At 73.9% G+C, this 12,135-nt stretch carries 11 protein-coding genes; all 11 read left to right on the top strand.

All coding sequences use genetic code 11. From position 1 onward, the window contains the following. Positions 1-4: 4 nt before the first annotated feature. Complete coding sequence (locus tag AC3ANM_RS09890) at positions 5-580, top strand: 2'-5' RNA ligase family protein (protein ID WP_488284244.1); 576 nt, start codon at positions 5-7, stop codon at positions 578-580. 54 nt (positions 581-634) lie between these two features. Next, positions 635-1,975, top strand: a complete 1,341-nt coding sequence (locus tag AC3ANM_RS09885; RefSeq protein WP_488284243.1) for an ABC transporter substrate-binding protein — start codon at positions 635-637, stop codon at positions 1,973-1,975. Further along, positions 1,972-2,868 carry a carbohydrate ABC transporter permease gene (locus AC3ANM_RS09880; RefSeq protein WP_488284242.1) on the top strand — a complete coding sequence of 299 codons (897 nt, stop codon included), beginning with the start codon at positions 1,972-1,974 and terminating at the stop codon, positions 2,866-2,868. The genes AC3ANM_RS09885 and AC3ANM_RS09880 overlap by 4 nt, the downstream gene beginning before the upstream one ends. After that, positions 2,865-3,734 (top strand): carbohydrate ABC transporter permease, encoded by an 870-nt coding sequence (locus tag AC3ANM_RS09875; protein ID WP_488284241.1) that lies wholly within the window; start codon positions 2,865-2,867, stop codon positions 3,732-3,734. The genes AC3ANM_RS09880 and AC3ANM_RS09875 overlap by 4 nt, the downstream gene beginning before the upstream one ends. Positions 3,735-3,761: 27 nt before the next feature. Next, complete coding sequence (locus tag AC3ANM_RS09870) at positions 3,762-4,589, top strand: sugar phosphate isomerase/epimerase family protein (protein WP_488287937.1); 828 nt, start codon at positions 3,762-3,764, stop codon at positions 4,587-4,589. A gap of 59 nt (positions 4,590-4,648) precedes the next feature. Beyond that, positions 4,649-5,776, top strand: coding sequence for a Gfo/Idh/MocA family protein (locus tag AC3ANM_RS09865; RefSeq protein ID WP_488284240.1), 1,128 nt, complete (start codon positions 4,649-4,651; stop codon positions 5,774-5,776). A 100-nt stretch (positions 5,777-5,876) separates the two neighbouring features. Further along, a complete protein-coding gene (locus AC3ANM_RS09860) occupies positions 5,877-6,872 on the top strand; it encodes a LacI family DNA-binding transcriptional regulator (protein ID WP_488284239.1) in 996 nt (331 codons plus the stop codon). Positions 6,873-6,952: 80 nt separating this feature from the next. Continuing rightward, the gene (gene uxaC, locus AC3ANM_RS09855) at positions 6,953-8,368 is read left to right on the top strand and encodes a glucuronate isomerase (RefSeq protein WP_488284238.1); all 1,416 of its coding nucleotides are present in this window, start codon (positions 6,953-6,955) and stop codon (positions 8,366-8,368) included. A gap of 80 nt (positions 8,369-8,448) precedes the next feature. Beyond that, positions 8,449-9,768, top strand: coding sequence for a mannitol dehydrogenase family protein (locus tag AC3ANM_RS09850; RefSeq protein WP_488284237.1), 1,320 nt, complete (start codon positions 8,449-8,451; stop codon positions 9,766-9,768). Positions 9,769-9,817: 49 nt separating this feature from the next. After that, complete coding sequence (gene manD / locus AC3ANM_RS09845; protein ID WP_488284236.1) at positions 9,818-11,044, top strand: D-mannonate dehydratase ManD; 1,227 nt, start codon at positions 9,818-9,820, stop codon at positions 11,042-11,044. Positions 11,045-11,101: 57 nt separating this feature from the next. Further along, on the top strand, positions 11,102-12,061 hold the full coding sequence (locus tag AC3ANM_RS09840) for a hypothetical protein (RefSeq protein WP_488284235.1): 960 nt from the start codon (positions 11,102-11,104) through the stop codon (positions 12,059-12,061). Positions 12,062-12,135 lie beyond the last annotated feature (74 nt).

The following is a 12,135-nucleotide window of genomic DNA, read 5'->3' as shown; positions in this document are numbered from 1 at the left end:
TCCCGTGGTGCAGACGGTGGAGCTGCTGCTCGACGAGGCGTCCGAGGCCGTGGTGCTCGCGCAGTGGCGGGCCCTGGCCGAGGCCGGCCTGCCCAGCCAGGCGCTGCACACCGGCCCGTCCAACCGGCCGCATGTCACCCTCACCGCGCAGGCAGCGATCGCCCCGGACCGGGAGGAGGCCCTCGCCGACGTGCTCGGCGGGCTGCCGATCGGGGTCCGGCTCGGCTCGCTGACCTGCTTCGGCCGCGACCGCTACGTCCTCGTGCGCCCGCTCGTCGCCACCGTCGACCTGCTCGAGCTGCAGCGGCGGGTCTTCGCCGTCGCCGGCAACGGCGACGGGGTCCGCGACCTCATGCGGCCCGGTCGCTGGGTCCCGCACGTCACCCTCGCCCACCGGCTCAGCGCCGAGCAGGTGGGCCTCGCGCTCGCGACGCTGCACGGCTCCGACGAGGTGGACGGGTATGCCGTGTCCGCCCGTCGCTGGGACAGCGAGGCCAAGCGCGAGTGGTCCCTGACCAGCAGCGCCGACCGCGCGGCAAATGATGGCAACCACTCGGAGGGAGCGGTGGGGGGCTCCTAGCGTCTCGTCCTCGAAGCCGCCGCCCGTCGGGCGGGACCGCGGAGAGGACTGTCGATGAACGCACTTCGGGCTGTCGGACTGGCTGCCGCCGTCGGGGTCACCCTCGCCGTGAGCGCCTGCGGGGGAGGCGGGGCCGGCTCGGCGGACGCCAAGACCCTCAAGGTCCTCGTGGGGGCCAACCCCCAGCACGCCGACGCGATGAAGGCGTGGCAGGCCCGGCTCCAGAAGCAGTTCCACGCCTCGACCGGCGGGACGCTCGCGTTCGACACCTTCGCCACCCCGGCCGAGGAGCAGACCAAGATCCAGACCTCGGTGGTCAGCGGGACCGGCCCCGACGTCTACCAGATCGGGACCACGTTCACCCCCGTCGCCTGGAGCAGCAAGGCCTTCCACACGCTCACGGACGCGGACTGGGCCCGGATCGGTGGCCGGCAGCGCTTCTTCGCGCCCCAGCTGGCCATGTCGGGCCCGGACGCGAAGCACCAGATCGGCGTGCCGTTCACCATGCGCCCCTACGCGATGGTCTACAACACCGACCTCTTCGCCAAGGCCGGCATCACCGCCCCGCCGAAGACGTGGGACGAGCTCGTCGCGGACGCGCAGAAGCTCAACGACCCCAAGGCCGGCGTCTACGGCACGGCGATCGGCTACGCCGACGGCTACGACCCGTGGAAGTACATCTGGACCAACACGCTGCAGTCCGGCGGCGACCTTGTCAGCGGCGACCTCAAGAAGGCCCAGCTCGACAGCAAGCCGGTCGCCGACTCCTTCGCGGCCTACTTCGGGCTGCTCACCGACCACCACGTCGTGGACCCCAAGGCCGTGACGTGGAAGGCCTCCGACGCGCTCGCGGCCTTCGCCAACGGCAAGGTCGGCATCCTGCCGATGGTCACTCCCGGCGCCGCGCCGACGCTGCGCGAGGGGACGGTGAAGGGCAAGTACGCCTTCGCGCCGCTGCCCACGGTGCCCTTCGGGGCCACCAGCGCCCCGGCCGGGGGCCAGCCGGTCGGGACGATCGTCTCCGGCGACAACCTCGCGGTCGCGGACTACAGCGACAAGCGCGACCTCGCGCTGACCTACGTCAAGCTGGTCACCGACCCGGCGAACCAGGCCTGGTACAGCCAGCAGTTCGGGGACCTGCCCGCAAACCAGGCGGCGGCGAGCCGGCTCGCGGCCACGGACCCGCAGACCAAGGCGTTCCTGGAGTCCGAGCGCGCCGCGCACCCCACGCCGTTCACCGGCGCCTGGGCGCAGGTCCAGCTCGCGCTCGCCAACATCGTCGTGCAGTCCCAGCCCGACCTGACCCGGGGCCACGTCGACCCCGCCGCCACCGCGGCCAAGCTCGCTGCCGCCCAGGAGACGGTGCAGCACGCCCTCGACCGGCTCAACCGATGACCGAGCTGAGGTCGCGGCTGACGGAGCGGCCGCTGTGGATCATGGCGCCCGGGCTGCTGCTGCTCGTCCTCGTCGTCGGCGGCCCGTTCGTGGCCAGCGGCTGGATCAGCGTCGTCGACCTCGACCAGGTGACCCTGCGCCACTGGGTCAGCGCCCCGTTCATCGCGGCCAACAACTACCTCGAGGCGGTCCGGGCCGCGGGCATGCTCCACTCCCTGTGGGTCAGCGTGGCCTTCTCCCTGCTGACGACGGCGATCGCGGCACCGGTCGGGGTGCTGGCCGCGCTGACGGTCAACGGGCGGTTCCGGGGCAGGGCCCTGGTGCGCTCGCTTTACCTCGTGCCGTACGTGCTCCCCGGGTTCGTCACCGGCCTGCTCTGGCGCTTCATGCTCCAGCCCGATGGTGTCGTCAACCAGGTGCTCGGCAGCCTCGGACTCGGCGGTGGCACCACGTGGCTGATCGGCCAGCACAGCTTCTGGTCACTCGTCCTCGTCGACGTCTGGGCCTCGTGGGCGTTCGTCTACCTGATGGCGCTGGCCGGGCTGCAAACGGTCCCGCACGAGCTCTACGAGGCGGCCGAGGTGGACGGGGCCGGGGGCCGGCTCAAGCTGCGGCACATCGTGCTGCCTCAGCTGCGTGGCCCGCTCAGCCTGGCGCTGCTCCTGTCGACCCTGCACCACTTCAACAACTTCACCCTGCCGTTCGTGCTGTTCGGCACGCCCGCCCCGGACCCGGTGAACCTGCTGCCGATGAACGTCTACACGACCTCGTTCAGCCAGTACCGCTTCGGCCTCGGCGCGGCGATGTCGGTGCTGACTCTGGTGCTGCTGCTCGTGCCGGTCTGGTTCTACCTGCGGGCCACCCGCCTCGACTCCAGCAGGGACGAGGCATGAGCCGCCGCAACGCCCAGCCGGCGGCGATCCTGCCCCGGGGCGTCCAGCTCGTCAGCACGGCGGCCCTGCTCGCGTTCGCCGCAGCGCCCGTGCTCTACCTGCTGCTGGTGTCCGTGACGCCGGACGCGGAGTCGGTCGGGGGCAGCCTGTGGCCGAGCCGGTTCGCGGTCGGGAACTACCTGCGGCTCTGGGCCACCGCGCCGTTGGCTCAGGGCCTGGTCAACAGCCTCGTCGCCGCCCTCGCCGCCGCGGTCCTGGCGACGCTCGCGGCGGTGGGCACGGCATACTGCCTGGTCCGGTTCAGCTTCCTGGGGCGCGTGACCATCCTGCGCTCGCTGGTGGGCCTTCAGGCGCTGCCGGGCACGATGCTGATCCTGCCGCTGTTCGTCGTGTTCTCCTCCGTGCAGGCGTTCATCGGGGTGCAGCTGGTCGGCTCGCGGGTGGGGCTGGTCATCACCTACCTGACGTTCTCGCTGCCGTTCGCGACGTGGGTGATGGTGGTGCACCTGCGCAAGATCCCGGTCGCCCTCGAGGAGGCCGCGCGGATCGACGGCGCGACCCGGCTCGGCGCCCTCTGCCGGGTGATCCTGCCGCTGTCCCTGCCGGGGATGGCCGTCGCCACGACGTTCTGCTTCCTCAACGGCTGGAACGACGTGGTCTTCGCCAGCATCCTCACCCAGCCGGAGACCCGGACGGCCGCCATCCAGCTGCAGGTCTTCGCCCAGTCGACCGAGGGCGGGGCGCTGCCGCTCTACGGTCAGCTGATGGCCGCGTCGGTGGTGTGCGCCGCCCCGGTGGTCCTGCTCTACGTGATCTTCCAGCGCCAGCTCGTCGGCGGCCTCGCCTCCGACGGCATCAAGGGTTGACCCGACCGACCGACAGGAGTCATGACCATGTGGACCCTCTCCGGCTTCGCCGACGAGATCTCCCCCGACCTCGAGGAGCAGTGCGACCTGCTCGACCACCTCGGGATCCGGCACATCGAGTTCCGCAGCGCCTGGGACACCAACGTCCTCGACCTCGACGACGACCAGCTCGGCCGGGTGCGCAAGACGCTGGACGCCCACGGCATCGCCACGTCCTCGGTCGGCTCGCCGATCGGCAAGATCGGGATCCGCGAGGACTTCGAGGCGCACCTCGGGAGGTTCAGCCGGGCGCTGGAGGTGGCCGCCGCGCTCGAGGCGCCCTACATCCGGCTGTTCTCCTTCTTCATCCCCGCCGGGGAGGACCCGGGCGACCACCGCGACGAGGTGCTGCGGCGGATGTCCTCCCTCGCGGCGGCCGCCGCCGGGCACGACGTCGTCCTCGTGCACGAGAACGAGAAGGAGATCTACGGCGACGTGCCCGAGCGGTGCCTGGACATCGTCGAGTCCGTCGGGAGCGAGCAGCTGCGCCTCGCCTGGGACCCGGCCAACTTCGTCCAGTGCGGCGTCCGGCCGTTCACCGACGGCTACGCGATGCTGCGCCCTCACGTGGCCTACATGCAGATCAAGGACGCCGAGCTCGCCACCGGCACCGTGCTGCCCGCCGGGGAGGGGGACGGCGAGCTGGCCCGGACCGTCGCGGCGCTGCAGGCCGACGGGTTCGACGGGTTCTTCTCGATGGAGCCGCACCTGGCGGTGGCCGGCTCGCACGGCGGCTTCAGCGGCGCCGAGCAGTTCACCCGCGCGACGAAGGCCTTCACCGGGATCCTCGACGCGGCGGGGATCGCCTACCGCTGAGCCCGCCCGTCACCCACCCCTCCAGCACGCCACCACCGCACACATCATCAGGAGCTCGCATGCGCTTTGCCGTCGTCGGCGCCGGGGTCATCGGCGCCCTGCACGCCCGGACCATCGCCCACCTGGACGGGGCGTCGCTCGGCGCCGTGGTGGATGTCGAGCCGGACCGCGCGGCGGGCCTGGCCGAGGAGTACGAGGCCCGGGCGCTCGGCGACCTCGACCACGCGCTGGCGCTGCCGGACATCGACGCCGTGGCCATCTGCACGCCCAGCGGCAACCACGCCGACCTCGCCGAGGCGGCGCTGCGCGCCGGCAAGCACGTCGTCGTCGAGAAGCCGCTCGACGTCTCCCTGGCTGCCGGCCGGCGGGTCGCCCGGGCCGAGCGCGAGAGCGGCCGGACCGTCGCCGTCATCAGCCAGCACCGGTTCGACCCCTCGAGCCTGCTGGTCGACCAGGCGATCCGGGACGGCCGTCTCGGGCGGGTGACCTCCGGCAGCGCGACGATCTCGTGGTGGCGCTCGCAGGGCTACTACGACTCGGCCGGCTGGCGCGGCACCTGGGCCCTCGACGGTGGCGGCGCCCTGATGAACCAGGGGATCCACACCATCGACCTGCTCGTGTGGTTCCTGGGCCGGCCGGTCGAGGTGTTCGCGTGGACCGGGTGCCTCGCCCACGACCGGATCGAGGTCGAGGACACCGCGGTGGCGACGATCCGCTTCGAGAGCGGGGCGCTCGGCGTCATCCAGGGGACCACGGCGGCCTACCCCGGCCTCAACGCCCGGGTGCAGGTCCACGGCGACCGCGGCTCGGCGGTCATCGACGACGACCGGCTCACCTACTTCCACGCCGCAGCGCCGGGCGACGCCGGTCCGGACGTGGGCGCCGGCTCGCCGGACAACCAGGCCGACGACCTGCTCGCGGCGTCGGTCGCCGACGCCGCGGCGTCCGCTGCAGCGGCCGGGCCCCGGGTCGCCGGGATCACGGCGACCTCGCACACCGCGCAGTACCAGGACTTCCTCGACGCGGTCCGCCACGGCAAGGCGCCCCTGGTCTCGGTCGAGGAGGCGCTGCGGACCCTCGCCGTCGTGCGGGCCGTCTACGCCTCCGCGGAGCAGGGCCGACCGGTCGCGGTGGACGACGACGCCGACGTGGCCGACGTGGCCGGCGGGGCCGGCCTCGGCGGCTGAGCCGGTGGCGCGGGCCCACCCGGTCGAGGCGACGCGACGTCCCGCGTCGGCGTCGGGCGGCGTGGTTGTGGGGTCCCCAAGCGCTCCGTACGGTGACGCCATGGGGGCTCCCACCATCTACGACGTGGCCCGCGCCGCCGGGGTCGCGCCGTCGACGGTGTCCCGCGCCTTCTCCCGCCCCGGCCGGGTCAAGGCCGAGACGGCCGAGCACATCCGCGAGGTGGCCCGGCAGCTCGGCTACCGCGCCGCCCCCATGGCCCGGGCCGACAGTTCGGCGCGCACGTCCATGGTGGCGCTGGTCATCTCGGACGTGACCAACCCGTTCAACTTCCCGATCATCCGGGGCGCCCACGCCGCCGCGGCCGAGTCCGGCTACACCACCCTGCTGGCCGACGCCCAGGAGTCCGGGCAGGTCGAGCGGCAGGCCCTCGAGCGCTCCCTGTCCGCGGTGGAGGGGATCGTCCTGGCCAGCTCGCGGATGTCGGACTCCGCGATCCGGATGATGGCCAAGCAGAAGCCGCTCATCGTGCTGAACCGCACCCTCGCCGACGTCCCCAGCGTCGTCACGGACAACCCGCGCGGCATCGACCGCGCGGTGCGGCACCTGGCCGGGCTCGGGCACCGCAGCATCACCTACGTGGCCGGCCCCGAGGCCTCGTGGGCCGACGGGGTCCGCTGGATGTCGGTGCGCCAGTCGTGCGCGGAGCTGGGCCTGCGGACCCGCAGGATCGGCCCGTACGCCCCCACGGTGGAGGCCGGCACGCAGGCGGCGGTGCAGCTCGTGGGGCGACCCGGGGGCACGGCCCTCATCGCCTACAACGACCTCATCGCGATCGGCCTGCTGCGCGGCCTAGCCGCCTCCGGGGTGCGCGTGCCCGAGGACCTGAGCATCGTCGGCGTCGACGACATCTTCTCCGCCGACCTTGTCACGCCCGGGCTCACCACCGTCTCCGCGCCCCTGCACGCCCTGGGGGAGACCGCCGTGCACAACGTCATCGCGATGGCGCGGGGTGCCCGCAGCCGGGCCACCGCGCCCGTGGTCCTGCCGACCCGGCTGGTCGTGCGGGGCTCCACCGGACCCGCCCCCTCCCGCTAGACCCACCGGCCGTCGCCCCCCGGGTGGCAACACGTGGCAATCCGTTGCCGCCCCGACCGCGCCCGGCGACGCTGATCGGCATGAGCCCGGCCCCGCCGACCCTGCACCCGGACCGCCTGCTGCCCCCGGAGCCGCACCTGCGCGCGATCGCGCGCCGGCTGTATGACGCCGTGCGTCACCTACCGATCCTCTCCCCCCACGGCCACGTGGACGCCTCGGTCCTCGCCGAGGACCGGGCCTTCCGCGACCCGGCGGCGCTGCTGGTCAGCCCCGACCACTACGTGACCCGGCTGCTCCACGCCAGCGGCGTGCCGCTGGCCGAGCTCGGCGTCGGCGGCGCCCCGCTGGACGAGGCGCAGGCACGGCGCGCCTGGCGGCACCTGTTCAGCCGCTGGGCCGTGTTCCGCGGGACGCCGGTGCGGTACTGGCTGGAGTGCCAGCTCCACGAGATGTTCGGGGTCATCGACCGGCCCACCGCGTCGAACGCCGACGAGGCCTTCGACCGGATCCAGGAGCTCCTGGGGCGGGACGACTTCCGTCCCCGGGCGCTGTTCCGGCGCTTCGGCATCGAGGTCCTCGCGACGACCGACGACCCGTGTGCCGACCTGCGGGCCCACGAGGCGCTGCGGGCCGACCCGACGTGGACCGGCCGCGTCATCCCGACGTTCCGCCCCGACCGGTTCCTCGAGCCGGGCCGGCCGGGATGGGAGCAGGCGGTCAAGGACCTGGGCGAGGTGGCGGGCGTCGACACCGGCGACTACGCCGGCTACGTCGCCGCCCTGGAGGCCCGTCGCGACCACTTCCGCGAGCACGGCGCCACCTCCGCCGACCACAGCCACCTCGACGTGGGGACCGAGCCGCTGGAACCGGCCGAGGCCGCCCGCATCTACGCGGCGGCGCGGGCCGGGACGGCGAGCGTGCAGGAGGCGACGGCGTTCCGCCGGCACATGCTCCTGGAGATGGCCCGCATGTCGGCCGACGACGGCCTGGTGATGACCCTGCACCCGGCCGTGCAGCGCAACCACCACGGCCCGACCTTCGAGCGGCACGGCGGCGACACCGGGCACGACATCCCCGTGCAGGCCGAGTTCACCCGCGCGCTGCAGCCGCTGCTGGAGCGCTTCGGCACCCACCCCAACCTGCAGCTGGTGCTCTTCACGACCGACGAGACGGTCTACTCGCGCGAGCTCGCCCCGCTGGCCGGGTTCTACCCCTCGGTGTACGTCGGGGCGCCCTGGTGGTTCCTCGACGCGCCCGAGGCCATCGCGCGCTTCCGGTCGGCCGTCACCGAGACCGCGGGGTTCACCCGCACCTCGGGCTTCATCGACGACACCCGGGCGTTCTGCTCGATCCCGGTGCGCCACGACATGTCGCGCCGGCTCGACGCCGGGTGGCTGGCCCGGCTCGTGGCCGACCACCGGCTGGAGGAGGACGAGGCGCTGGAGACCCTCACCGACCTGGTCGGCGTCAACCCACGCCGGGCGTTCCGGCTGTGACCCCGCCCGAGGCCTCGAGCGGCACGGGGGCCACCGCCGGGACGGGGCCACGGCTGACCCGGGCGGCGCCGGCTCCGCCGGTGCGAATCGTCCACCTCGGGCTCGGGGCGTTCGTGCGGGCGCACCTGGCCTGGTACACCCACCGCGCCCCCGACGCCGCCGGGTGGGGCATCGCCGCCTTCACCGGCCGCTCGCCGGAGGCCGCGCGCGGGCTCGCCGCCCAGGACGGCCGCTACACGCTGGTGACCCGGGGCCCGCGCGAGGACCGGATGGACCACGTCGACAGCGTCGTGTCGGTCCACCCGAGCACCGACCACGACGCCTTCCTGGACCACCTGCGCCAGCCGGCCGTGGCGGTCCTCAGCCTGACGGTGACCGAGGCCGGCTACTGCCGCGCCGCCGACGGCGGCCTCGACCTGGCGCGGGAGGACGTGCGCGCCGACGTCCTCGCCCTGCGGGCCGACCGGACCGCGCTGGTGCGGACCGCCCCGGCCCGCGTCCTGGCCGGCCTGCTCGCCCGGCACGCCGCCGGGCTCGACCCCGTGGCCGTGATGTCGCTGGACAACCTGCCGGGTAACGGTCAGGTGACCGCCCGGGTGGTGCGCGAGCTGGCGGCCGAGGTGTCCACGGACCTGCTCCCGCTGCTGGAGCGCGTCGAGTTCGTGCCCACCATGGTCGACCGGATCACCCCGAGGACCACGACCGCCGACCGCGCCGCCGTCGCCGAGGCGACGGGATGGGTCGACGAGGCGCCGGTCGTCGCCGAGCCGTTCAGCGAGTGGGTCCTCGCCGGCCGGTTCGCCGCGGGCCGCCCCCGCTGGGAGGACGCGGGCGGACGGTTCGTGGCCGACGTGACGCCCTTCGAGCAGCGCAAGCTGTGGCTGCTCAACGGGTCCCACTCCCTGCTGGCCTGGGCCGGCAGCGCCCGGGGACACCGGACCGTCGCCGACGCTGTGGCCGACCCGCGGTGCCGGGCGTGGGTGGGGCAGTGGTGCGACGAGGCCGAGCGGCACCTGCCGCTCGCGCGGGAGGAGGTCACGGCATACCGGGCTGCGCTCCTGGAGCGCTTCGGCAACCCGCGCATCCGGCACGAGCTGGCCCAGATCGCCGCGGACGGCTCGGAGAAGCTGCCCGTCCGCGTGCTGCCCGTCGTCCGCGCCGAACGCGCCGCCGGCCGGGTCCCGGCCGGCGGCGCCCGCGTGCTGGCGGCGTGGGTGCTGCACCTGCGCGGCCTCGGCGCCCCCGTGACCGACCCGAGGGCGGAGCGCCTGACCGCGCTCGCGGGCGGCGGCATGGACCGCGCCGTGCCGGCGGTGCTCGAGGAGCTGGCCCCCGACCTCGCGACCGACCCCACCCTCGTGCGCGCCGTGCTCGACGCGGCGCGCGAGCTGACGCCCTGACACCCGACGCCGCGCCCCCGACCGCGTCCGAACCCACGAGAGGCCGCCCATGAAGATCGTCCACGCCGAGGTCCTGGTCACCAGCCCCGGCCGCAACTTCGTCACGCTGAAGCTGGTCACCGACGACGGCCTGGTCGGCTACGGCGACGGGACGCTCAACGGCCGCGAGTTGGCCGTCGTCGCCTACCTCGAGGAGCACGTCGTCCCGCTGCTGCTCGGGCGCAACGCGCACGCCATCGAGGACACGTGGCAGTACCTCTACCGAGGGGCGTACTGGCGGCGTGGCCCCGTGACCATGGCGGCCATCGCCGCCGTCGACGTCGCGCTGTGGGACCTCAAGGCCAAGGCCGCCGGTATGCCGGTCTACGAGCTGCTCGGCGGGCAGTGCCGGCGGGGGGCGCTGGCCTATGGGCACGCCTCCGGCAACGACCTGCCGCAGCTGTTCGACTCGATCCGCGAGCACCTCGAGCTGGGCTACCGGGCCATCCGGATCCAGACCGGGGTGCCCGGGCTCGGCCAGATCTACGGCGTAGCCGGAGGGGACGGGGACGGCGATCGCTACGACTACGAGCCGGCGCGGCGCTCCCCGGTCGCGACCGAGGAGGTGTGGGACACCCGCGCCTACGTGCGGCACGTCCCGACGGTGTTCGAGGCGGTGCGCCACGAGTTCGGGCCCGAGCTGCCGCTGCTGCACGACGGGCACCACCGCATGACGCCCAACCAGGCGGCCGTGCTGGGCCGGTCGCTCGAGCCCTACGACGTGTTCTGGCTCGAGGACTGCACGCCCGCCGAGAACCCCGAGTCGCTGCGCCGGGTGCGCTCTCAGACCACCACGCCACTGGCCATCGGCGAGGTGTTCAACTCGGTCTTCGACTACCAGACGCTGGTCACCGAGCAGCTGATCGACTACGTGCGCTCGGCCGTGACGCACACCGGTGGGATCACCGCGCTGAAGAAGATCATGGACTTCGCCGCGATCTACCAGATCCGCTCGGGCTTCCACGGCCCGACCGACATCTCGCCGGTGGGGATGGCCGCCGCCCTGCACCTGGACATCGCCCTGCACAACTTCGGCATCCAGGAGTACATGCGGCACTCGCCCGCGACGCTGGAGGTGTTCCGCACCAGCTACACCTTCGTCGACGGGCTGCTGCACCCCGGGACCGGTCCCGGGCTCGGGGTGGAGGTCGACGAGGAGGCGGCCGCAGCACACCCGTACTCACCCGCGTACCTGCCGGTGAACCGGCTGACCGACGGCACCGTCCACGACTGGTGAGGCCGGTCGGGACGTTGGCCTCGGGCGGACCGGCGGGCCCCGGAGCAGGCTCGAAGCATGGCAGGCAAGAGCGTCCGGATCCCCGTCCACGTCGAGCCGGCGGCCCCGCCGGCGACGGCAGTGCCGACCGCCCCGGCCCCATCGGCCCCCCGTGCTGCCCCGGCCGGTGGGCCCGCGCCGGCGACAGGTCAAGCCACCTGGCGGTGGCTTGACGTCTGGGCCTGGCTCTCGGTCGCGGCGGGGCTGCTCGCCATGGCGGGCAACGCGGTCGGCCTGGTGTGGATCGAGCGCATCTACGGCCGGGAGACCTCGGTGTTCGTCGACCAGGCCGTCGCGCAGGACCTCGCCGACCTCGTGGTCGTCGGGCCGGCGCTCGTGGGCCTGGCCCTCGCTGCCCGGCGCGGGTCGGCGGTGGCGCACCTGCTGTGGCCGGGGGCACTGGCCTTCACGGTATACAACTACGCGATCTACGCCATCGCCATCCACGTCGGGCCGCTCTCCCTGCTGTGGGTCGCCGTCCTCGGGCTGGCCACGTGGGCGCTGATCGGCGCCGTGGCGACCCTCGCCCCGGAGTCGCGGGTGTGGTCGCCGGCTGTGCCGCAGCGGACGGTCGGCTGGTTCCTCGTCGCCGTCGGCGCGGCGTTCGCCGGGCTCTGGCTCGCCGAGCTGGTGCCGGCCGTCGTCGCCGGGGAGGTCCCGCGCAGCGCGCGCGACCTCAACCTGCCGGCCAACCCGGTGCACGTGCTCGACCTGACGTTCTTCCTCCCGGCGGTCGTCGCCGCCGGCGTGCTCGTGCTGCGCCACCGCCGGCGCGGGCTGGCGCTGGCCCCTGGGCTGCTGCTCTTCCTCGTCCTGACCGGCCTGCCGATCCTCGTCACGCCCTTCGTCGCCAGCGCCCGCGGCGGCGTCGCGACCTGGTCGGTCCTCGTCCCGATCGGGGTGCTGACCCTCGCCACCGCCGGGCTGCTGGGCTGGCTGCTGCGCGCGGTGGGCCCACGACAGGGCGGTCCGGCGTAACGTCGGGACGCCAGCGCTTCGCGACCCGGGGAGGCGACCACGGAACGGCTCCGGCACTTCGAGACCGCCGCCCT

This window comes from Oryzihumus sp. JJN4-3R, from assembly GCF_057747915.1.
The sequence above is the reverse complement of the archived record's forward strand: the minus strand, read 5'-3'. Positions and strand labels throughout refer to the sequence as shown.